General features: G+C 41.6%; 23 protein-coding genes. 2 read left to right on the top strand and 21 right to left on the bottom strand.

Annotated elements, in window-relative coordinates; all coding sequences use genetic code 11:
* Position 1 precedes the first annotated feature (1 nt).
* The 5 genes from WFJ73_RS27035 to WFJ73_RS27015 form a co-directional block, all read right to left on the bottom strand.
* Complete coding sequence (locus WFJ73_RS27035) at positions 2-343, bottom strand: EamA family transporter (RefSeq protein WP_336776045.1); 342 nt, start codon at positions 341-343, stop codon at positions 2-4.
* Between the two features lie 12 nt (positions 344-355).
* Positions 356-1,249, bottom strand: coding sequence for a decaprenyl-phosphate phosphoribosyltransferase (locus WFJ73_RS27030; RefSeq protein ID WP_336776056.1), 894 nt, complete (start codon positions 1,247-1,249; stop codon positions 356-358).
* Between the two features lie 179 nt (positions 1,250-1,428).
* On the bottom strand, positions 1,429-3,147 hold the full coding sequence (locus WFJ73_RS27025; RefSeq protein WP_336776044.1) for an ABC transporter ATP-binding protein: 1,719 nt from the start codon (positions 3,145-3,147) through the stop codon (positions 1,429-1,431).
* Positions 3,148-3,310: 163 nt separating this feature from the next.
* A complete protein-coding gene (gene infC / locus WFJ73_RS27020; protein ID WP_336776043.1) occupies positions 3,311-3,799 on the bottom strand; it encodes a translation initiation factor IF-3 in 489 nt (162 codons plus the stop codon).
* A gap of 28 nt (positions 3,800-3,827) precedes the next feature.
* A complete protein-coding gene (locus WFJ73_RS27015) occupies positions 3,828-5,222 on the bottom strand; it encodes an MATE family efflux transporter (RefSeq protein WP_336776042.1) in 1,395 nt (464 codons plus the stop codon).
* Positions 5,223-5,405: 183 nt separating this feature from the next.
* On the opposite strand from WFJ73_RS27015, the gene WFJ73_RS27010 reads away from it, so the two are divergent.
* Positions 5,406-6,287: an AraC family transcriptional regulator gene (locus WFJ73_RS27010; protein ID WP_336776041.1), complete on the top strand. Its 882-nt coding sequence runs from the start codon at positions 5,406-5,408 to the stop codon at positions 6,285-6,287.
* Between the two features lie 44 nt (positions 6,288-6,331).
* Here WFJ73_RS27010 and WFJ73_RS27005 read toward each other — a convergent pair whose 3' ends face one another.
* Complete coding sequence (locus tag WFJ73_RS27005; protein ID WP_336776040.1) at positions 6,332-7,777, bottom strand: nicotinate phosphoribosyltransferase; 1,446 nt, start codon at positions 7,775-7,777, stop codon at positions 6,332-6,334.
* Between the two features lie 110 nt (positions 7,778-7,887).
* Positions 7,888-8,427, bottom strand: coding sequence for a VanZ family protein (locus tag WFJ73_RS27000; protein WP_336776039.1), 540 nt, complete (start codon positions 8,425-8,427; stop codon positions 7,888-7,890).
* Between the two features lie 303 nt (positions 8,428-8,730).
* Here WFJ73_RS27000 and WFJ73_RS26995 point away from each other — a divergent pair, with 303 nt between their 5' ends.
* The gene (locus WFJ73_RS26995) at positions 8,731-8,862 is read left to right on the top strand and encodes a hypothetical protein (protein ID WP_012772419.1); all 132 of its coding nucleotides are present in this window, start codon (positions 8,731-8,733) and stop codon (positions 8,860-8,862) included.
* A gap of 61 nt (positions 8,863-8,923) precedes the next feature.
* Here the strand turns inward: WFJ73_RS26995 and WFJ73_RS26990 are convergent, their stop codons facing one another.
* The 14 genes from WFJ73_RS26990 to WFJ73_RS26925 are packed head-to-tail and all read right to left on the bottom strand — an operon-like array spanning position 8,924 to position 24,087.
* Positions 8,924-9,865, bottom strand: a complete 942-nt coding sequence (locus WFJ73_RS26990; protein ID WP_336776038.1) for a stalk domain-containing protein — start codon at positions 9,863-9,865, stop codon at positions 8,924-8,926.
* A 20-nt stretch (positions 9,866-9,885) separates the two neighbouring features.
* Complete coding sequence (locus WFJ73_RS26985) at positions 9,886-10,923, bottom strand: hypothetical protein (protein ID WP_336776037.1); 1,038 nt, start codon at positions 10,921-10,923, stop codon at positions 9,886-9,888.
* A 28-nt stretch (positions 10,924-10,951) separates the two neighbouring features.
* A complete protein-coding gene (locus WFJ73_RS26980; RefSeq protein ID WP_336776036.1) occupies positions 10,952-12,289 on the bottom strand; it encodes a UDP-glucose dehydrogenase family protein in 1,338 nt (445 codons plus the stop codon).
* Positions 12,290-12,291: 2 nt separating this feature from the next.
* Positions 12,292-13,386, bottom strand: coding sequence for a hypothetical protein (locus WFJ73_RS26975; RefSeq protein ID WP_336776035.1), 1,095 nt, complete (start codon positions 13,384-13,386; stop codon positions 12,292-12,294).
* Entirely contained in the window at positions 13,386-14,762 is a 1,377-nt protein-coding gene (locus WFJ73_RS26970) for a sugar phosphate nucleotidyltransferase (protein WP_336776034.1), read from the bottom strand. The genes WFJ73_RS26975 and WFJ73_RS26970 overlap by 1 nt, the downstream gene beginning before the upstream one ends.
* Positions 14,763-14,802: 40 nt before the next feature.
* Positions 14,803-15,318, bottom strand: a complete 516-nt coding sequence (locus tag WFJ73_RS26965; protein ID WP_336776033.1) for an acyltransferase — start codon at positions 15,316-15,318, stop codon at positions 14,803-14,805.
* A gap of 35 nt (positions 15,319-15,353) precedes the next feature.
* Positions 15,354-16,802 (bottom strand): oligosaccharide flippase family protein, encoded by a 1,449-nt coding sequence (locus WFJ73_RS26960; protein ID WP_336776032.1) that lies wholly within the window; start codon positions 16,800-16,802, stop codon positions 15,354-15,356.
* Between the two features lie 20 nt (positions 16,803-16,822).
* Entirely contained in the window at positions 16,823-17,728 is a 906-nt protein-coding gene (locus WFJ73_RS26955) for an alpha-1,2-fucosyltransferase (RefSeq protein WP_336776031.1), read from the bottom strand.
* Positions 17,725-18,807 carry a glycosyltransferase family A protein gene (locus WFJ73_RS26950; RefSeq protein WP_336776030.1) on the bottom strand — a complete coding sequence of 361 codons (1,083 nt, stop codon included), beginning with the start codon at positions 18,805-18,807 and terminating at the stop codon, positions 17,725-17,727. Before WFJ73_RS26950 ends, WFJ73_RS26955 begins: the two co-directional genes overlap by 4 nt.
* Positions 18,808-18,841: 34 nt before the next feature.
* Complete coding sequence (locus WFJ73_RS26945) at positions 18,842-19,894, bottom strand: GDP-mannose 4,6-dehydratase (protein WP_336776029.1); 1,053 nt, start codon at positions 19,892-19,894, stop codon at positions 18,842-18,844.
* Positions 19,895-19,906: 12 nt separating this feature from the next.
* Positions 19,907-20,467: a serine O-acetyltransferase gene (locus WFJ73_RS26940; RefSeq protein WP_336776028.1), complete on the bottom strand. Its 561-nt coding sequence runs from the start codon at positions 20,465-20,467 to the stop codon at positions 19,907-19,909.
* A 13-nt stretch (positions 20,468-20,480) separates the two neighbouring features.
* A complete protein-coding gene (locus tag WFJ73_RS26935) occupies positions 20,481-21,536 on the bottom strand; it encodes a glycosyltransferase family 2 protein (RefSeq protein ID WP_336776027.1) in 1,056 nt (351 codons plus the stop codon).
* A gap of 25 nt (positions 21,537-21,561) precedes the next feature.
* Complete coding sequence (wzy, locus tag WFJ73_RS26930) at positions 21,562-22,992, bottom strand: O-antigen polysaccharide polymerase Wzy (protein ID WP_336776026.1); 1,431 nt, start codon at positions 22,990-22,992, stop codon at positions 21,562-21,564.
* Positions 22,993-23,016: 24 nt separating this feature from the next.
* Positions 23,017-24,087 carry a glycosyltransferase family 4 protein gene (locus WFJ73_RS26925; protein WP_336776025.1) on the bottom strand — a complete coding sequence of 357 codons (1,071 nt, stop codon included), beginning with the start codon at positions 24,085-24,087 and terminating at the stop codon, positions 23,017-23,019.
* Between the last annotated feature and the right edge of the window lie 25 nt (positions 24,088-24,112).

Here is a 24,112-nt window from a genome sequence, read left to right as displayed (position 1 = left end):
GCTATGCTCTAGATATGAAGGCAATGCCGCCCACGATGAGGATAAGCCCCGCGATTTTGTACGTGTTGATGGATTCCCCGAAGAAGTAATAAGAAGCCACCAGCACGATAATATAAGCCAGACTGACAAACGGATACGCGTAGCTGAGATCCACCTTGCGCAGCACGAACATCCAGATCAACGCGCTCGCCCCGTATAGAAAGATACCGCCGGCATTATAGAAGTTAAGCATGCGAAGCGGTCCGGACATCGACTCGTTCGGATGTATCGCTCCGAACTTCAGCAGCACCTGCCCCGCCGCACCCATAATAACAGACACCAGAATCCATACCATATTCCACATGAGTATCACCACTTATTCCAAGAAGAGTAGAATCAAGATAACCGAAATACCGTAGAGCACAACCGTAACCAAGATATGCTTATCCTCGAGAAGCACCTTATCCGGCTTGCCACCCTTTCCTTCCATATGAACGAGATACAGGTAACGGAACACCCCATAGATAACGAATGGGATCGTCCACATTAATTGCACCGTCCGGCCAGAGGTGAAGGTGAACAGCGAGTACGCCATAATCGTAGCCGTCGTAACGATGTTACTCATCTGATCGAGCAATTGAATGGAATATTTCTCAAGCACCTTCCGGTGCCCCTCCTTCTCATTCTGAAGAAGGAAAATTTCGTGTCTCCGCTTGCTGATCGCAAGGAACAGGGATAAGAGCATGGTGCATACGAGGAACCAAGGTGTAAGGGGAACATCAATCATTAATCCGCCGCCGATCGCGCGAAGCACGAATCCGAAGGCGATAATCATAACGTCCATAATAACGATATGCTTAAGCTTCATGGAGTAAGCGACATTCATGAGGAAGTACACAAGAAGCAGTCCGCTGAAGAGAGGGTTGAAGATAAAGGCCGTTGTAAGTGAGGTCGTGAGGAGCAGGAAGCCAAAGACCAAAGCGACATAAGGATTAACCGCGCCCGAAGCGATCGGTCTATACCTCTTCTCCGGATGGTTGCGGTCGGCTTCTCTGTCGAAGAAGTCGTTAAGGATATACACGCACCCGGATACAAAGCAGAATAGGAAGAATCCGATGATAGCCTGCCAAAACAACGACCAGTGCAATAAGCTGAGCGAGAATATGGGGGCTGCGAATACCAGCGCATTCTTCGTCCATTGTTTGGGCCTTAGAAGTTTAATTAATGATATGGGTACGCCTGGATGGGCCTGGGCCAAGCTTTTACCCATTTGAATTTCCGGTTCCAAGTCCTCTACCTCCTCCAACGATCTGTATAAGAGATTAACTTGGGGCTATCGTAACATTATTAACGTCATTAAATGTAGCATTTTTGCGAAAAAAAGTTACAGAATGGAGCAAAATTTTCGTAAAAAAGAGCCTGCCGCGATGGCAAGCCCTTAAATAACTCTTATAATGCTCCAAATTGCGCCTGATGCAGACGGCTGTAAATACCGCCCGTTGCTACAAGCTCCTCGTGACGGCCTTCTTCGGTGATGCCGTTCTCGGTCACCACCACGATGCGGTCAGCGTTCTTGATCGTCGCCAGACGATGCGCAATAACAAGCGTTGTCCGTCCTTCGGACAACTCGGCCAGCGACTGCTGGATCGCCTGTTCCGTCTCGGTATCGAGCGCCGAAGTCGCTTCGTCCAGAATCAGGATCGGCGGGTTCTTCAGGAACATGCGGGCAATCGCCATCCTTTGCTTTTGGCCGCCGGACAGCTTCACGCCCCGCTCCCCGACAACCGTATCAAGTCCGTCAGGCTGGGACAGGATGAACGCTTCCAGTCTCGCGCGGCGCGCCGCTTCCATAATATCCGCGTCGGATGCGCCAAGCTTACCGTAGGTAATGTTGTCGCGGATCGTACCGGCGAACAGGAACACATCCTGCTGCACAATGCCGATCTGCTTGCGGAGCGATTCCAGCTTCAGATCGCGAATGTCGTGACCATCCACCGAGATGCTTCCTCCATCCACTTCATAGAAGCGCGGCAGCAGACTGCAAAGCGTCGTTTTGCCGGCACCGGATGGTCCAACGAATGCGATCGTCTCGCCCGCGCGAATCGACAGGCTGATGTCCTTCAGCACCTTCGCTTCGCCTTCGTAACCAAACGTCACGTTGCGATATTCGATATCGCCATGAAGACGGTCGACCGCCTTCGCGTTTGGAGCGTCCGCTACATCCGGCTCGGTCTCAAGCAGCTCCACGTAACGGCGGAAGCCCGCAATCCCGCGCGGATAGCTTTCGATAACGGCGTTAATCTTCTCGATCGGCTTGAAGAAAATATTCGTCATCAGCACAAACGCAACGAATTCCCCGTAATGCAGATTATCGTTAATAACGAACCAAGTACCGGCAAGCAATACAAACAGCGTAACCAGCCTCATCAGGAAATAGGTAATGGACGAGTTAAGACCGATGATTTTGTAAGAGATAAGCTTCGCTTGACGGAACCGGCTGTTGTTGCCTGCGAACAGCTTGCTCTCGTGCTTCTCGTTAGAGAAGGCTTGAACGACGCGGATACCGCCAACGGTATCTTCGACGCGGGCATTAAAGTCGGCCATATCTCCGAAGAGACGGTGGGAAGCCTTCGTCATCTTTCCATTGAAGAACAGAACAAGCACCAGAATAATCGGCACGACGATAAACGTCATGATCGTCAACGGCAGATTAATGTAAGCCATAATGCCGAACGCGCCAATCAGAGTCATAACGGCAATAAACATATCCTCCGGACCATGATGCGCCACTTCCCCGATCTCGAACAGATCGTTCGTCATACGCGAGATGAGATGGCCGGTCTTCGTATTGTCGAAGAATCGGAAGCTAAGCTTCTGCACATGATCGAACAGCCGCTTGCGCATATCCGTCTCGATGTTGATGCCCAGCATATGTCCCCAATACGTCACGACAAAGGACAGGAATGTATTCAGCACATAAACGGCGAGCAGAATCGCGCAGGCGCCAATAATTAACTTCAGATTCCCTTCCGGAAGAAGCGTATCGATCACATGGCTTACCGCGAGCGGGAAGCATAATTCCAGAACAGCCAGAACAACCGCACAGCAGAAGTCGAGCAGGAACAACTTACGATAAGGCCGGTAGTACGCAAAAAACTTCTTAAGCATCTGGATCTCCTTTTTCGAAAAAAAATAAGCATATACGAGATGTGTCATCTACCAGGCTTCTATTTCACCGCGAAAACATAGGCTGCTCCTCTTATTGACGAAGCAGCCTATGTTTCTACTAGTTGATAATCATTATCATATATGGGATGGGCATGACTGTCAATTAATTGGGGTTCACTTGAACCGCCGCTTGCTTGCCGCTAAGCTGAATGCCGGTCAACTTCGTGCCGTATGGCTTCAGATCCTTCAGCAGCTGCTCCAGCAGCTCCTTCGCCCGAGCTCCCTCTTTGCCCTGAATGCGGATAACCAGTTGGACCGCGTTGCCGGATTCCAGCAGCTTCGAAGCCTGCCGCAGCTTCGTATCGTAATCATGCTGCTCGATATCCACGCTAAGCCGCAGCTCTTTCACCTTCGCGGGCTGATCCTTCACCTTCTCCGCCCGCTTCTGCTGGCTCGCCTGCTGCTTGGCGCCGCCGCGCACGATCAGCTTGCACGGAGGCGGACTGCTCATCAGCGATTCGCAGACGAGATCCACCTTCAGCTGCTTCGCCATCTGAAGCGCTTCTTCGCGCGACATGATGCCAAGCGATTCACCGTCTAGACCGGTGAGGCGTACCTCGGCTGCTTTTATTTTCTCATTCATAATTAACATAAATCGTATAACCCCCGTCTACTGTCTGTTAGGCCTCTAACGTAGCGCCCGTGCCTCCCGCGCCGTTAGGCGAGATGGCAGCCGGCTTCTCCTGGCCCGTCGTCATGAACTTCTTCTGTCTCCACCGTCTAAGCACCCATATGCCGCGGATGTATTCGTCCATAATCATACACGCATAGATGCCAACGAGTCCCCATCCCAGCGTTATCCCAAATATATAAGAAAGGATAGTCGCGATCAAGGTCATCGAAGTAATCGAGGTCCACATCACGTAACGGGTGTCGCCAACTGCGTTCAGCGCGTTACCGATGCCCATGTTGAGCATTTTGCCCGGCTGCAATAGCAGGTTCATTCCAAGCAGGGAAACGCCCATCGCGATAATCTCCGGATCGTCCGTGAAGATCTTGAGAATCGTACCTCCAATCAAATACAGCACCAGCGCGTTCACCGTTACGATGGCAAGCCCGATCCACAGCGCACGGTAGGAGTTCTTGTAAGCCTCCTGCACCTTCCCGGCCCCGAACAGATGCGCGATCTGAATCTGAAGCGCAAGCGCAAGCGAATAACCAAGCATGAAGCAGAACGACTCCAATGTATTCATATACGTACGCGCCGACAGCTCCACCGATCCAAGCTGCGCGATATACGTATAGATAAGAAGCTGGGAGAAGACCCAGCAGGACATGTTAATGCCAAGCGGCCAGCCAATCTTCAGAATCTCCTTGAACAGCTTGCTGTCGAACAGCTTGAAGTCGCGAAGCGAAATCTGGCGTTCGAAGGCGCCAAGGAACATGATCAGGAGAACAATAACCGCAAGCAGGCGGCTGATGTCCGTCGAGATCGCTACCCCTCTCAGTCCCCACTGCGGAAATCCGAATTTGCCGAAAATAAAAGCGTAGTTCATCCCGACATGCACGATATTCATGCCAATGGCCGTATACATCGGGCCTTTCGTATTGCCCGTATTGCGGATCGCATTGCTCAGCGCCGCCATAATGGCCACAAGCACCATCCCGCCGCCTACAATCGAAATATACGTCTTGGCCAGCGGCAACAACTCATCCGGCAGATGAAGCGCGGAAGCGATCGGCCCCGGGAACAGATACAGCAGCACGCTGATTCCAAGACCTATAATCGCGCTGACTTTGACCGCCATAATCGCAATCGTCCGGGCATCCTCATTCTTCCTCATGCCGATCCGCTGCGCGATCAGAATACCCGCCCCGCTCGCTACCGTCATGAACAGCGTCATCAAGGCGCTGAACAGCTGCGTCGAGAAGCCCACGACGGCAACCGCATTATCCGAAATCTTGCTTACCTGCAGCGTATCGGCTGCCCCTAACAGAAATTGCAGGAATAACTCAATAAATATCGGCCATGCAAGCATCCATAGCGAAAACTTGTGATGTTCACGCTTTTGCATTTTATAATCCTCCCGAGCGTACACATGCTGCAGCCGATGTTTAAGTAAACGGCAACTCCAATACGCCACTATAATAGTCATGCAATTTCATATTATAGATGCTATACTTCGGATAATGTATCAGTTTTACAACCGAAACTTTCAAAATTCAAACCTCCGTAAGGGGTATAAAAAGGTGCCGACATGACCCTGTTTCATTTTACCGTTCCGCCGCTTCCGCACTACATTGCATCGGGCTATACGAAGAGCCCCGCCGGGTTCAAGCATCCCAGCAGATACCGGATCGGCGTATTCGATCTGCTTGTCGTGACGGAGGGCCGTCTCTTTATGGGGGAGGGCGATTCCACGTTTGAGGTACGGGCTGGGGAGGCTTTAATTCTGGGGCCTGACAATCATCATTACGCGACAAAGGAATGCGAAGAGCCCTCCGCCTATTACTGGCTTCACTTCCAGACAACAGGACGGTGGGCAGCTTCGGAGGAATATGCTCCGCGGATTATTCAAGGCAGGGAGCCACATGGCTTAAATCCCCAAATTTTCACTACGCAAACCTTCATTAAGCAGGTACCGCAATACACGAAGCTGCTTCAGCCCGCCAAGATCGTCGAGCAGATCCAGCAGTTGATGGAGCTCGGCCACGGCAACCATCTGGGCAGCGTCAGCTGGAAGCAGCAGGTGTTGTTCCAGGAAATTTTCGAGCAGCTGTCCGCCTCCATCGAGATGCAAGGCACGACGCCAACCTCCCAATGCGCGGAGCTGGCCGCCTCATATTTAAGGAAGCATTACCGCGAGGATATTAAGGCACAGCAGCTTGGCGAGAGCATCAACTTCCACCCCGTCTATATCGCCAGATGCATGCAAAAAGAATTCGGCTGCTCGCCGTTCGACTTCCTGCTGCGCTTCCGCATTCAGCAGTCGAAGCTGCTGCTTCTGCAGACGAACTATACGATCGCAAGGGTGGCCGAAGAGGTCGGCTTCAACTCCGCGGCCTACTTCACCTCTTGCTTCGCCAAGTACGAAGGCATATCGCCGCGCAAATACCGCCAGCGCTTCTCGCATGGCTGATGCCATACAGCTGAAGCGCTGGCGGCGGTTAGTTCAGTAGCTCTCTACTGCTGATGCGCCTTGATCAGATCCGTCTTCAGCTGCCAAGCCTGCTCGCTTAGATGAACCGGATACAGATCCGGATTCAGCTTGCGGAGGATCTCCGGCCGGAAGAGGCTGAGCTGATGCTCATGGAAGCTGCGGATCTCTTCCAGAAGCGGAAGCTTGTATACGATCTCCCCATCCACCACGATCGGCTTCAGCAGAGGTACCGCTTCATAGTCGCTAATGTAGCGCTGAATGTACGGATGAACCGGATCGAACAGCCTGATCCGCTCGCCATTCAAAATATCCGTCTCCTCATGCAGCGTCATATAATCCGCTTCGGCAAGTCCCGTGGACTTGTTCATAATCCGGTATACGTCCTTCTTGCCCGGAGCGGACACCTTCTCGGGGTTGCCTGAGATCTTAATCACCGGTATGTATTGCCCGTCACGCTTGCGGGCGGTCAGCTTGTATACGCCGCCAAGCGACGGCTGATCGGCAGCCGTAATGAGCTGCGTGCCAACGCCCCATGTATCAATCTTGGCGCCTTGCGCCTTCAGGTTGAAGATCAACGTCTCGTCGAGATCGTTCGATGCCACGATCTTCGCATCCTGCAGTCCTGCCGCATCCAGCATCTTCCGCGCTTCCTTGGACAGATACGCTAAGTCGCCGCTGTCGAGCCGGATGCCGCCAAGCCGCTTACCAATGCTCTCCAGATAGCGGGCTGTCTTAATCGCATTGGGTACCCCGCTTCTCAGCGTGTCGTAAGTATCCACGAGCAGCGTAACGCCGTCAGGCAAAGCCTTCGCATAGGCCAGGAAGGCTTCCTCCTCGGATTCATGCCCCTGTACCCAGGAATGGGCATGCGTTCCCTTTGTCGGGATGCCGAACATCATCCCGGCATGCATATTAGATGTAGCATGGAAGCCGGCAATGTAAGCCGCGCGTGCTCCCCATACCGCCGCATCCGCCTCCTGCGCCCGGCGCGTCCCGAACTCCAGCAGAATATCTCCCGATGCGACTTGCTTGATCCGCGAAGCTTTCGTCGCAATCAAGGTCTGGTAATTCATAAAGTTCAGCAGCGCCGTCTCCACCAGCTGCGTCTCGAAGATCGTGCCCTCTACCCGAACGATCGGTTCATTCGGGAACACCAGCGAGCCTTCTTCCACCGCATGCACCGTTCCCTTGAAGCGGAACTGCCGCAGCACCTCCAGGAAGCCCGGATCATAATTCTCTTCCTGCTTCGCCAGGTAGGCGAGCTCCTCTTCCCCAAACTTCAGATGACGGATGAATTCCACGATTCTCTCCAGCCCGGCGAATACCGCATAACCGTTGCCGAACGGCAGCTTGCGGAAGAAAGCTTCGAATACGGCGCCTTCCCCGTCCGTGCCATTTATCCAATGAGCGTACATCATATTAATCTGATATTTATCCGTATGAAGCGTTAAGTTATTAGCACCGTCCACTACTCTTCGACACACCTCTCTAGTTGATCTTACTCACAGCATATCCATAATAAGCAAAAACAACAGCCTTCCGCCACATCAGCGAAAGGCTGCCGCTATTTCTGCCTGCCTTAGAACTTCCGGACGAACCGGTATTCCGGCCGCCGGCGTCTTCGTTCAAGCCAATAATTAATCGAAATGCAGATGATGAGGCCAATACATCCGCCGGTCAAATCCACGATCACATCCGTCGGATTCCCCGTTCGCCCAACCTTGCTCAGCTGATTCGTCTCATCGAGCGCCGCAATCCCGCCCGTCAGGATGAGCGCCATAATGACCGGCAGCACCATCTGCCTGCGTGCCATCAGATTGCGGATGAACATGTACAGCGATACGCATAACACGGCGTACATGAACAAGTGCGCCCCTTTGCGGAAGAAGAACTCCACGAAGCCGTACGGGTCTTTTTTGGCCACAACCGTGCTGCCATGATACGTAATGGAGGTATCCGGCAGCTTCTGAGCCAGTTCTTCCTTGGTGACCCATTTATTTAACGTAGGTTTAATTGACTGCTGATTATAAGATTCAGACGATAATGTAAATATGAAAAAAATCCAACAAAATACGACAAAAAACCATATTATAGAATTTCTTCTATCCTTTTTTAACATTTTTCTTCAACACTCCTTCGACACAATCCGTTCCACCCTTTATCTATCTCTGGTCAGTTATTGTATCAGATTCATGAAGGAAATGGAAATCTACTGATATGCCCAACAAAAACAAGACTAAGGTAATGTAAATTTGAGTAAAAAGTCCTATAAACTCTTGTTTTTAACATCCATTCTTTGGTATTATACAAATATATGAAAAATGTTAGATATCTATTAGGCCCATGCTTACGAAGCATGAACTATCACGAATGTCCTTGAAAACGGCCATTTGTGTGATCATTCATTTTAGGAGGTTAGAGAATGGCTGGCTATTTGATGTTCTCCGAGATTTGGACACCCTTCAAGATGGTAGGCATACGAGTATTTAAAGACGAGAACGGCGACTACTGGTACAAATACCGAAACAACAAACGCTCTCGGCTATTCAGATAACTTCTTGCATAAATAACAAAGACACCCCCGGCAGCTAAGCTGCCGGGGGTGTCTTGCATTCTTACGCTAATCCTTTGACAATATCCATACCTTGTTTAAGATCCTTTTCGAATTGAGCTTTAAAAGCATCAATAATTTCTAGGCTGTAGCCGTATTTTGTAAGCTCCGCCGTCGTATCTGCCACAATTTTATTGAAGTCCGCCGTGCATTGATCAACGGCTTTATTGGCTTCTTGTTTAATCTTCTCTTTCGTAGCAGCATCGCCAGTCAAATACGGATTAATCATAGCCTGTAAAGTTGCTGCGCAGTTCGCTTCAAGAGCATTCAGCTTAGCTGTAGCAGCAGCTTCAATAGATGCTTTTGTAGGGTTGGCAGGCTCTACCGGATCTGTGCCGCCACCCGTACCGGCTCCAGGGTTAGTACCCGTACCATTATTCCCGCCAGCTTGTGCCGCTTTGTATGCCGCAGATTCTCCTGTAATGCTGTTAGTCTTCTGATCCCACTTAATATCCGTTCCTACGGCTTCAGACATGAAGCGCAGCGGAACATAGATGCTGTTGTTGATCGAATAGAGTGACTGACCTGTAGGAAGAGCTTTGGCTTGTCCATCAAATACAAGCGTAGCTTGAACCGGCTTAATGGTGATGCTCTTACTAGTAGCAGGTTGTGCACCGCCAGTAACTGCACCAGCAAGCAGCTTCGCAAGGGCTTCCTTCTCCGTTGCAGTTGGTTCGGCTACCGTTACTTTAGAAGTCTTCTGATCCCACTTCACCGACTTCTGCAGCGCGTAAGAGATGAAGCGAACCGGAATATAAGTACGGTCTTGATACATGAACGCGTATTGTCCATCCGGTAAGGCAAGTGACTGTCCATCGAACTTCAGGTTAACGACCTGCGTCTTAACGGTAACCGAGCTGGATGCAGCACCGGCTGTCAGTGGCAGAACGGTACATAAAGCAACAATTAACAGCATGAGTGTGTAATGACGTAAACTTTTCATCATTTGGATTCTCCTCTTATTTATTATGATTTAATAGCTGTGGCAATAGCGCTAATCGCGGATGCTCGTACACTTTGCTTAATTGCTTCATACTTCGCATTCCAATCCGGCATTGCACCACTATCAATTCCTGCGTCAGCATAACTAGAGGCCGCTTGACTCACGATGCCCTGGAACTGCGCATCACAAGAGCCCTCGGCCTCCATAACTTTACCTAGATATTTATTTTGGAGATCTTCTACCGTAACCCCATCTGCACTACCGACGATCTGTTGCACAATAGTGTTACTTTTAGCCTTACAGGTTCCTGAAAGTGAAGCCAATTGCGACTCCGTTTTGGAGTCAATGGATTGCTTGGCTTTCTTCAAATCCGTAGAAAGCTCTGGTGCTGGTGTTTTCTCAGGCTCTGTTGGTTTGCTGGTATCGGCAGGCTTATCAGTTGATTTGGTTCCGGTATTTGTGACTTTAGTTGAACCTTCGGGTTGCTGTTGCATTTTCATCCAAGCATCATAATTCTCTCTCATCTTTTGAGGATCTCGTTCTCCAACCCACTCTATTGGATAATCTGGATTAAGGATATTAAGTGCAACACCATACTGTTTTGTAATTGAACGCAATAGCTTTATATCTTCATCAGAGAGTTTAGTTAATAATAAATCTCGGATTTTCTGCTTCTCCTCAACCGATAAATCCGTTGTAGCGTTACCTTGAAGATAAGAAATCTGCTTCAGGCTAAGACCCGAGTTCAGGAGAATAGCAGCAACATCAAGGGCATCCGCACTGTCGATTTTTTCACCGCCAATTAGCTGACTAGCTTTCTCGACTGGCTTCTCAATAATAGCTGGCAGCTTCTTAGGCTCTGATTTCTCCTCACCAGTGCCGTCTGCTATATCAGTGTTGTGCCGGGATGCAATATCCTTAATATCAATGGATTTAATATAATAATAAGTGACTCCTATAAAGATCAATCCGACAACAACAAAAAATGAAGCGGTACCGGTTACCCACTTCATCCAAGGCTTTAGCTTCTTTTTTGGTTTTTGCTTACGTGGCGGTTCCATGATGTCTCCTATCTACATTAATAATAATCTAGAAAGAAAGAATAGGATTGGTCTCCTTCACTCCATTATTCATCTTAGGTCTTCCAATGGAGTAGTAGGCGAAAGGAGTCTCCTCCAAATCTTCTTCCCGATAAATATTCCGGCCGTCAATGAGGTTGGGCGTTTTTAACCACTTCTGAATATCCGACAACGGAATGTTAATAAACTCTTTCCACTCCGTTAGAATACACAGAGCATCCGCACCTTCAGCAGCTTCTTGGGCAGAAGTACAGTATTCCACCTCAGAACGGTCAAAGGCTTTTTCGAAGTTACTCGATGCAATAGGATCATAGGCTTTAACCAAAGCTCCCCGCTCCAATAATGTCTCCATAATCTCAAAGGCTGGGGCGTCACGAACATCATCTGTTTCCGGTTTGAAAGCCAATCCCCAGATTCCAATCGTTCTTCCCGTAACGTCTCCCAGCAGTTCATCCAGCTTCCGAATGACATTAAAACGTTGATCCCGGTTCACTTCAACTACGGACTTCAACAGCTTGAAATCATAATCCATCTGTCCCGCGATCTGAATGAGAGCTTGCGTATCCTTCGGGAAGCAGGATCCGCCATACCCTATACCCGCCTTCAGGAAAGAAGAGCCGATACGCCGATCCATCCCCATTCCCTTCGCTACTTCCTCCACATCCGCCCCTACCTTTTCACAGATATTAGCGATCTCATTAATGAAGGAGATTTTTGTAGCCAAGAAGGCATTCGAGGCATACTTAATCATTTCCGAGCTGCGCACATCGGTAATGGTAATCTGATCCGTTAATGGACGATGCAGCGCAGTAAGCATCTCTGCTGCGCGTTCACTTTCCGTCCCGATAATAATTCGATCCGGATTCAATGTGTCTTTAACAGCTGTTCCTTCTCGCAGGAATTCAGGAACAGAAGCAAAATCAAAGGATTCCGTCGCATAATTTCGAATGATAGCTGCAACCTTCTCATTTGTTCCTACCGGCACCGTACTTTTCACAACGACAACCTTATATCCATTAATAGCACGGCCAATTTCCTCTGCCGCTTGCTCAATATAAGCCAGGTTCGCCTTGCCATCTGGCAAGGATGGCGTGCCTACAGCAATAATAATAATTTCAGAAGCATTCACGGCAGCAGCCAAATCCGTTGTGAAGGACAATCGCCCCGCTTCCGTGTTGCTTGCGATCAGTTCCTTAAGACCAGGCTCATGAATAGGAACTTCACCATTATTTAATAACTCAATCTTTGATGTGGCATTGTCTACGCAAATAACTTCATTGCCCAGTTCAGAGAAACATACCCCAGAGACTAAGCCAACATACCCGGTACCAATTACCGCCAGCTTCATCCTCACTCACTCCCTACAATTTGTTTGAGATATTCAGCAATATGAACTGCACCAATACGTCGCCGAGTATCTTCAAAGAAATGCTCTCTATCTATAAAGTCTTGCATGTTGTCTGCCATTAACTGCCCCCACTCAATCATTCGATAGGGGTGACAATCTTGTAGAGCCTGAATAGTATTCTTATCTTCTTTCATCTTGCTTCGATGAAGCAGGAGTAATGACTTTCGAAGCGCCACCGCTTCTCCAACCGTACTCCAACCCGGCTTACTAATAACAAGATCCGATGCTGCAACATAATTTTGCGACTCCGTATAGGAAGCCGGAATAGCTACAATATTCTTATGCTCCACCTTCATGTTGCTTGACACAATAAAGAGGCAAGCATCATCCTCCCACAGCTTCAACGCAGCCAAATCTTGTACTTTTATACTCATTCCAATACCGAAATAGACGACTCTCTTCTGCCTGCCAGGATTAATGATCTGCAAAATACGACTTACTTCCTGCTGATCCACTTCCCTGCTGAAGAAATCCACTTGAAGAGTTCCTCGTTGCCCCCAATCCGGTTCAACAGCACCTTCCAAACGAACAAAATAATCCATTGTAGCATAGACATCAAATAATGGTTGCAGAGCAGAATGATCGATCATTTCCAGATAAGCCGTATACCATGTAAAATTAGATATTCCTACCGAGGGTATTCCAGCCTGTCTCGCAGCTGCAAAGGCAATAGGAGAAATATCTGAGATCACGAGATTAACCCCAGTCGTTTGAAGAAAATCCGCCTCCCTTGCCGCCTCATAAGGCAAGTTCTCCATATATTTGTGATACTTTGCTGCAAAAGCCACTATGTCAGGTTCAATGCTGTCTGGCTGAAGAACATAGCCCACGTCCGAGATGCACCGGCGATACTGAATGACCTCTTGATAGTCGGAAAGGGAAGCCTGCATAAAGGCTAATACCTTGTCTGAAGAACATAGAACAAGTTTATAAGGCTGATCTGCAACTTGAAGCAAAGCACGAATGACAGCAATACTTCTTGTAGCGTGGCCATAACCATAATCGGAAATGTAATAAGCGATCGATTTCGTGTTCATTATCTCATCGAAATATTAAGGCAGTGTTCGGACATCTCTGACCAGGTAGAATACAGCTCCATCACCTTATCTTCATCCGAATATCCGCTATGGACAACAATCATCTCCATATCGGTAATTGCCTTAAGACTATGCAAAGTCTTCATTGGAATATGCAGCACATTACCGGCTTTTACTTTCATTGGCACGCCGTTCTGTACGAACTCCCCTTCACCCTTTACAACCGTCCATACTTCTTCGCGGTTTAAGTGCATGAGATAACTAAAATTCCTACCTGATTTAACTGCCACACGCTTCGTTATTACTGTACGACCGTCCTCGTAACGCTCATCGTCCAGTATTCTGACCCAGCCCCATTCTCTCTCCTCGAACATAGGGCCTTGATCATAATTAATAAAGTCTTTAATCCGGGGACTTGCACTCTTATCTGTCACAAGGATACCGTCAGGACTAGCAGCTACCACAACATTGGATACTCCAAGTACAGTAACCGGAATCTCAAGCTCGTTAACCAGATGAGTATTTACACAGTCCTCACTGATCGTTCCTCTGCCAATCTGGCTCTGTCCCATTTCTTCCGTTAATGTATTCCACGTACCAAGGTCCTTCCAGTAACCATCATAGGGTACTACAACAATGTTCTTGGTTTTCTCAACGACTTCATAATCGAAGCTGATCTTCGGCAGTTCATGATACTGCTCAACAAGCTGCTCATATTGAATCGAATATCCCTTCTCCTCAAGAATATTAATAAGGTAACCTAGCTTGAAGGAAAACACGCCACAGTTCCATAGCGCATGCTGCTCAATTAATCCTACAGCTGCCTCTTCAGTAGGTTTTTCTTGGAAGTGGCTAACTTTTAAAATACCATCAGACAGCTCTTGTTCACGTTCAGGAATAATATAGCCGTATTTAGCCGAAGGGTATGTAGGCTTAACCCCGATTAGAGCTAAATCAGCCTGAGTCTGTTGAATGGTAGCCTCTAACTGTTTTACGGCATAAAAAAAGTGGCCCTCTACATAAGGATCCACTGGTAATATTGCTATAACTTCGTCTAAATCAACATTGGCGACAGAATATAAATATGAGGCGGTTAAAGCAATGGCCGGGAACGTATCTCTACGTTCAGGTTCAATAATTAGCGGTACGGACGGTCCAATCTGATTATGCATCATCTCGATCTGAGCTTTGCCCGTTGCGATATAACTGGAATCAGCTAAACCATTGTCACTGATTTGCCCCCACACCCGCTGCACCATGGAAACGAGCTCTTGATCTTCGTTCTCAAGAACTTTCAGGAACTGCTTTGACCGAGCATCATTCGATAATGGCCAGAGACGTTTTCCGGAACCGCCAGAAAGGAGAACTAACTTCATAGTACAATACTCCTTCAATATCATTTTTTAATAGAATTAGCTATAGAACTTCGGATAAATATAATTTCTTTTCTTCGTCTGATAAATGCTTAGTTGGTACATATCTAGTTTTATTTTTGTTACAATACTCCTCAATTGATTCAATGACTCGTGCCGGTACACCAGCAACTATTGAATTATCTGGAATACTTTTCGTGACAATCGCTCCACACCCGATTACACAATTATCCCCAATTATAACTCCAGGCATTATTATTGCATTCCATCCAATATTACAATTATTGCCCACCTCTATTCGGCCAAAACGATCGGCGCTTTCCGGAAGCAATCCAAGATTTCTTAATACCCATAGACCACCATCATGTGTAATAAACTTAACGCCGTGAGTTATTCTAACCTTGTTCCCAATACTAATTAAATAAGGCTCCGAACCAAAGATTGCTGATTTATCAATAACACATCCTTCACCAATTTTCACACCTTGCTTTCTCAATTCTTTAATAAACTCTTGGTTGTTTGCGAATAGAACTCTAATCTTAGATATTATTTTTCTCATACAATTCCACCCCTTCTGTAGAAAGCGAAATATAATTAAGTTATCATTTTAACTCGTTTAAATTTAAACCTGTTTATAATAGACAGTACAAACTGATCCCTTAACAAAATAAGCAAAAGTAAGTAAGTTAATATTCCTATAATTACTTGTATAAGAATAGTTGCAAGATGTCCTAGCGAGAAGAGAGTTATACTTTTTACACTAATAAACATAACTAGGGATGCACCAATATATTTATAGGATAACCTTAATAAACTAGGAATTGTTATGATTTCTTTAGAGAGGCTCATATAACAAATAACTACGAAGGCCTCCGATACAATTGAAGCGATAATGGCTCCTGAACTTCTATAAAACGGTATTAGTGAAGCGTTAATTACTACATTAATTATCGCTGCAGTTATCAAAACTTTATTACAACTCTTTTGTTTTCCAATAGGAGTTAAATATTGAATTCCTAACAAACTATCAAAACATATTAAAAATATCATAGGTACAAACAATCTTATAAGAAAGATACATTCTTCATAACCAGGACCAAAAAATAAAGGCACAAAATCGGAAGCACACGCCAGAATGCCAAACATCATAGGGAAGGCTAGAATACATAAAAAGGATATAGCTGTTGATAGATGCTCTTTAATTTTTAAGTTTTCGTGTTTAGCGAATAAGTAGCTTATTCTCGATCTCATTACAACATTTAGTGAAGTGATTACAGTAATAGCAATATTAATAATTTTATAACTTTGATCAAAATAACCGTTTTCTTCACTTGATTTTGTTATAAGCCCAATCATAATTCTATCACTAACAGAATATAACTGAATTGCAACCTGAGGTACAAAAAAAACAATGGTCTGTTTAAAATGTTCAAACAGTTCGGCTCTATCGAAATAATATGTAGATATGTACTTTTTTATATTCAACCAAAATGATAAGTTTCCAACAAAAATAGCTAATACAGATAATAAAACGTACAATGTAAGATCATTTTTATCTTTAACAAAAATAAAAATAGAAAATGTTATTGACAATTTAAAAATAAAATTTCTAATCACAACATTCTTAAATTCCTCAATGCCCTGAAAAAACCACGAAATATCAAAAATATTTGCTATGATGCTAATTGTAAACATTAAAAGAATTGATTTATTAGTGTCAATATTAATAATTATTAACAAATAAGAAATTATACTAATCAAACTACAAATAATACGGATCTGAAGAACACTCCAAAACAATTGAGACCTTCTTGTATGATTATCTTGAAATTGGGCAATTATCTGTTGCCCATAAACATTTGTACCAATTACACTAATAATTATGAAATACGAGGCCATTGAACTAGTATAGCTATATATACCTACTCCCTCTGGACCTAAAACTCTAGAAATATAAGGCGCAGTAATTAGCGGAAGCAACGTGATTAATATCTGATATGAAAGATTATAAATATAATTCTTTGTAATCGATTTTTTCTGCATATCGTAAACACCTCAGATTTTCAATCGCTCAACTTTACCCACTCATCGAGAAAGAAGCTATCATACTGCTCTGCAACAGCCTCGCTCTCAACCTTTTTATATGTTAGTTTATCAGGCGCAATCACAATTTTGTGTGGATTATTATTAATATAGGCTGCCCACCATGAAAATGTACTATTTGAAGTAATATTATGTTTACACTGAGTCATTATATACCATTCCCAAAAGTCCTTATCCAAACAATTCAAGTCTACAATTAAAATATTATTATATACCTGCACTAACTCATCTTTTACTTCTTGATCTAATGTAAACAATACTAATATTATGTTGGGATATACTCTCTTAATATAATTGATTGCATTATAATAATACGTCATTGCTATAGCACGGTTTAACTTAACAAAATCACCACGTCTAATATGTAAAGCAACAGTTTCTTTCCCCTTCATTATTTTAAGACAGCTTAAAACATCATCAGGTGGTGAGGCCTTTGGTATAAATTGTTTTATAAGTGATGCTCGGGAATCGTCAAAATACTTATAACTCTCAAAAAAACCATTCAGTAAATAAACTTTCTTATCTTTAGGAAATGGACCTTTATAGAACCTGCATTCGTCATAATTATTTTCGAAGATTTTATAAATAAAGGGCATCCTCCAGAAAAATAACTCAAATACTCTTCTCTTTATTTTATTAATCCTTCCACTAAAACCACTATGGCTATTATCAAATCTAATAGATTTTAGGACTCTTTTATCATCAATCATTAGCTTATCAAGTTGAAAGCTTCTATTTTCAGTTCCCTCCATTAACGAGTAGATAACAATTTTTTTATTACTTTTAATGGAAAGATCATATGCCATGGCAAACATAAACAATTGATTCCCTAATCCTGCCTTGTTTTCAATTCTTAAAACTATCATATTGTTTTTCCTCTACTTTTCCTTAGCCTGTTTATAAAATATTTAAAATCTAATAAAACGTTTAACACTAGCAACTTTTCTTCTTTTAACGCGAAGAAAACAATGTTCTCTTTTTTACTCATTAGAGTATTTAGTTCACAATTTTTCATCGCTTTTACTGGTTCAATTTGTAATAGTTTGTTTAGTTGTAATCTACGATCCTTAAACGAGAATCCACTTTTACTATGAAATGGACCTCTAGTTAGTGCTAATAATGTTGATCTTATTATAAATAGCCTATAGGCATTATCAATATCTTTGGCATCTCGACTCTGTTTAGTTATGATATATATAAACTTCATTAATAAAGAATATTGGTCAATTGCATGTTGCATATACCCATGTTCAGCTGAACTTGATAAAACCCTATAATTGTATAAATAATGAGGCATCAATATAATTCTTTTGCAGTGACTAAAATATTCAAGATTAAACAACATATCCTCGCCAATTTTTAGATCATGATTAAATAGAATATTGTTATTTCTAACAATTTTACCATTAAAGAGTTTTCCCCATACCGGACGCGTAAAACCAAATACCTCCAAACTCTCTAAATCTCCACTAGGTATGAATATTCTTTTATAGTAATTTTTCAATTCTAATCCACTAAGAGTTTTTAAATTAACAACTCCTTCTTTTTTATTAACTAACCGTCCAGTTTCATTAACTTCATTACAGTTAAATTGAATTAAATCGCATTCATCCTTATCCAAAACATATTCACAAACTTTTTCTACTGCATCAGGCTCTAACCAATCGTCAGCATCAACAAACATTATCCAGCTGCCACGACTGTTCTTAATACCTACATTACGAGCATTTGAGACTCCAGAATTATTAATATTAATAAGTTGAATTCTGCTATCTTTCATTAAATAGTAATTACATTTAGCAGTACTATTATCAGTTGAACCATCATCAATAATAATAAGTTCTATATTCTTATAAGTTTGATTAATTAAAGAATTTATACATTTACTAACATATTTCTCAGCATTATATACAGGTAAAATAATGCTAATCAACTCATTAAACATATATAACACAACCTTTTAAATAGCATCACTTTGCTTACTTAATATAGTATTGTTTATACCATTTAATAAACTGTTGTAGCCCCTCTTCAATTGTCGTCGTTGGTTTAAAATTAAAATCTTTAATTAAATCATCAATATTTGCATAAGTTTGATACACATCACCAGGCTGCATTGGTAAAAACTCTTTTTCTACTGGATCATCAATTAGTCCTTCACGTTTAAGCTCTTGTTCAAGCACTTCTACAAAATGCATTAAAGATTCTGGTTTATTGTTACCAATATTATATAATTTATAGGCAACACCATCACTATTAATATCAGGTTTCTTTTGCATTATCGCTACAATTCCAGTAATAATATCATCGATATATGTGAAATCACGATACATATCACCATTATTGAATATTTGGATTTTTTCTCTTTCAATCATTTTTTTAGTAAAGCTAAAATACGCCATGTCTGGTCTGCCTTTTGGTCCGTATACAGTAAAAAAGCGTAGACCGGTAACCGGAATTCCATATAAGTTACTGTAGCTATATGCTAGCAATTCATTTGATTTTTTCGTTGCAGCATATAGACTTACAGGATTATCGACCTTATCCTCAGTTGAGTAAGGAACTTTTCGATTTGATCCATATACAGAAGAAGAAGATGCATAAATTAGATGTTCCACACCTTTTTTATCGTTGTCATAACTATGTCGACATGCCTCAAGAATATTGACAAAGCCTACCAGGTTAGCCTCTATGTAAGAATTAGGATTTATAATACTATATCTTACACCAGCCTGTGCAGCGAGGTTCACTACTATATTAGGTGTATATTCTTTAAAAACTGAGTTTACTAAATGGGAATCTGAAATAGAACCACGAACAAATGTGAAATTTTTATTTGTTATCAGACTTTGTAATCTTTCTTCTTTGAGTGAGACATCATAGTAATCATTCATATTATCAATACCAATAATTCTTATATCTGTAATACTTTCAAATAATCTTTCAGCTAGATAAGACCCAATAAATCCTGCTACACCGGTAATTAATATTGTACCTTGTAAAATTTTGTTGTTTTTTATTAAAGCACTCATTATAGTGCCTCCCTAAATAGAATTTGAGATTTTTTTTGCAGGTACTCCTGCAATCGTAATACCTGGCTCTAGAAATGACTTTGTTACAACAGCATTTGCTCCGATAAAAATTCCATCAGCAATATAGATATCTCCTATAATTTTCGCACCAACACCAATGTCTACGCCGCTCCCTATAACTGGTGCTTTTGAAAGTTCTTTCGAATCGTTTCCTATGCAGTTTTCACCATGAAATATACAATTATCCCCTACTTTTGAATTGCCGTTTATCAATATACTTCCTGCGTGAGCTATATATACATTAGTACCAACAGTATGCGGTGCAATATAAAAACCCAATATAAGTCCCAGCTTATTTTTTTTTCTATAGTTCCACTTTACTTTTATCCTATTTAATAATCCGTTTCTCTTATCATAATATTCGATTTTTCTTAAGCACCTTAAGAACTGAACAATAAAATACTCTTCAGTTCGCATTATCCTAGCTTTTAATAGGTTAAGTTTTCCTCTCTTTATATAAAGTTGAGATTCTATCTCAATTCGCTCTTTAAGTTGCTTATATTCTAAAGACAAGATAACTTCTCCTTTACTTTTTACTTTTTCTCAATCTAAGATATATTGTCTTTACTCCAAAGAGTACTTTTAAAATTGCTAGGTTATATATGTATTGTTTTTTTGTAATCATTAATAGAATTCGTAGCCGTTTTGATAACATAACCGGCTTTATTGCATCTTGAGCTATAGACAACAGTTTATCGCTTTTAAATTCTGAATATAATTCTAATCTAACTTTATTATTCTTTATGTAGTAGGAGCTTTGTAATAAATAGAATAGAATTGAATTTATATAATGTAAAAAAAAAGCACTTAAATCTTTATCACTAAGATTCAGTGTCTTTAAACTTCTATATACATTCCATCTTACATCCCTGAAGTTTTGAAGGTAATCAGGTTTATAACTGTACGTCATACTATGCAAATTCTGTCTATATTCATACAATGCGTCAGTTAAAAAGTATATATTTTTGGCATTGCACAAGACAGGCATTAACTGAAGTAAATCCTCACCCATTTGTATATTTTTATACGGTTCATAGTCTGTTTCTACATCGATAATCTCTTTTTTTATTACTTTGCTCCAGATATTATTATCATGATGTGTAGAAACAATTTTTAAAATTATTTCTGTTTTCATATGCATATCAAACATTTGGGAAACGTCATATAGTGGTTTTTTTATTGGTAATAATGAACCATTTTCATTAAATCTTGAATAAGAAAACATAATTACATCTGGCTTATACAGATCAATTGTAGAATCTATAGTTGGAAAAAAATTCTTACTCCATTTGTCATCAGAATCTAAAAATATTATGTATTCTCCATTAGCGATTCTTAATAAGTTTCGTCTGGTTAGTATTAGACCTTTATTCTCTTGTTGTTTGAATCGAATTCGAGGGTCTTTACTTGCTATTTCTAAACACACATCTTTTGTTTTATCTGTTGAGCCATCATCGATAATTACAATCTCAGCGGCTGCATAGTCTTTAATCGACTCAAGGACAGACTGAATACACTCATTGATATAATTGCCTACATTATATGCAGGGACTAAAATACTATATTTTATTTTTGCATCCATAATAATTCCACCACCGACTTTTAACTTATATGCCTTCTTTTAGAGCACCTCTATTTACTAAGAACTGCGGAGCTTTGTAAATTAATCCAAACAAAAATATTAGAATTAAGGCATAGGCTATAGGCCTACTTACTTCATAAAAGCCAGCTCTAATATAGTTAAGGCAAATAAAGAAAAATATATAGTGTCTTGCAGTATCAATTTGCGCTGGATTTGATTTTCTAGCAATTAATTTAGAAAGCACAATCCCAAATACTACAGCAGCTACTACTCCATAAACTCCAAAGTTCGCATAAAAGTCTTGAGCTATACTTCCTCCCAGAGGACGACCATCGTAATAATATAATTTATCAACAATATTTCCGTTATAGATAATATCGGGGAATAGCATAGTTGATAAACCTGGTATTATTATTAGAATACCTGCTAAATAACCCAAACCTAGAACATAAGAAAATTGATCCGGATAGTATTGTACAGCACTATTTATAGTAAAGAAGGTTATTCCAAACTCACCAAGTGTTTCAACAATCACATTGTTTTCTCCTACTTTTATAAATGTATATAAAAAGTTGGAGATAGAATTAAAACCATCAATTCTCCCCGTACGAATTGTTGCCAAGAAATTTAAAACAAAAAGCCCTACTATAATAAATGCAAATGCTGATTTAATCTTCATTCGATATTTATAATGTTGAACATAACAGAGCGTTATTGTTAAAATTCCAATAATCTCTTGACGCCTATCACCAGAAGCAACCATATAAAATACTTCATAAACTAAAAATAAAGCTATCATTAACTTGACTTTCTTTTTTGAAATTCTATTAGAACAAATTAAGATAACAAAACCAACAATAGGCATCCATGATAATGCACTAATAAAACCATTAACACTAGAAACACCTGTATAAGAACCTGCCTTTTGTGCCATAATCAACATTACATTACAATACAGCTTAATTGGTGCAGTTAGTATTAGAATATTCATTCCAATAAAGTACATTTTATTGGCGTCATATTTTCTGTTTTTCTTCTCTAATAAAGCTGCTGATTGAGTTCTATTTATTGTAATCATTGCCATTCCAGTAAATATAGCTTGAGAATATGTTAACAAATAAAGTGCCGTCTTATAACTGCTCAAATCTGAATAGTATCTAAATAATTCCCACATTATATGGGCATCAATACCCGTTGCTTTAATGAATATTCTTCCGAACAAAAAAATATATTGGAAACTAATAAACCAAAACATGAAATCTCTATATGTAATTCCTCTAACAAACATTAAAATTTCTTGGTATATGATCACACAAAGAACAATAATGGATATTTCTATTGCCCAATTGCTAGGTGCTGCTTCTCTCGACCAATTGCTAATCATATAATAAATTAACATTACCAAAACAATTAGATTCATTAAACTAATAAAAAACGTGCTCTTTTTTATTACCATTTCGATACATCACTTCGCTTTACTTTATCTTTTTATGTTTACTGCTATTGAATTTAAATAGCTATCCCATTTCTCATAAATTACGTTTGGATTCAAATGATTTTTAATTTGAATAGCATTATTAGACATTTTTACTCTAAGCGTATCACTTTTAATAACGCTTGTAAGAGCATTTACTAGACTATCGAGATCTTTTACTTGAATTAACAAACCATTCTCTTTATCTTGAATTAGTTCTCCAGGCCCTCCACATGGACAATCTGTACTAATACAACAAAGTCCCACACTCAACGCTTCCATTAATGCATTTGGCATACCTTCATGATTCGATGTCATCACAAAAATTTTACTTGTTCTTATATCTTCTAATATTGTTGAACTTGTTCCCATCAGGAATACTTTATCATTTAATTCTAGATCATTAATCTTTCTTTCTAATTCTTCTCTAAGCTCTCCATCCCCGAAGATTTTTACAGTATAATCGGGGAATTTTTTATGGATTATTTTAAAGGCATCTATTAGTAAGTTGTAATTTTTCTGTTCTGTTAATCTACCGACAGCAACTATCTCATTTTTTTTCATACTCTCATCAGCAATTGGGGGATTGATATTAAATAATGGATTGGCAATTACAGTTGATTTTTTTATTATTTTTTTCGAAAAATATTGTTGTGCTCCTAATGTTTGAAACACATATCCTGAAGCAAAAGGATAAAGCATTGACCTTAATAACTTCCGATGTATTTGTTTTGGTTCGAAGTTGGGATCATTACGTTCAGAAACTACAACTGGAACTTTACTTGCTACTAAAGAACCAATTGTAAGTATATTAATGTGTGTTAAAAAGGATAGAACTATATCTGCACGAATATTTTTAGTTATTAGTTTTCTAAGCCTAATTGCGGTATACATTGGATTACGCTGATTAACTCCGTTAATAAACTTAATTTTAACATCTAACTCGTACTCACAAGGATGTTCATGTAACGAAATTAAAGTAACTTCATTATTTCTACACAAATAATTTGCTAGGTTAGCCATCACTCGCTCTGCGCCACCATAAACCATCCCTCCAATAAGCAAAACAATTTTCATCTAGGTAATCCACTCCTATGATATA

It is taken from the genome of Paenibacillus sp. MMO-58, assembly GCF_037146255.1.
Classification (GTDB): Bacteria; Bacillota; Bacilli; order Paenibacillales; family Paenibacillaceae; genus Pristimantibacillus.
This window is presented reverse-complemented; position numbering and strand designations above follow the sequence as displayed.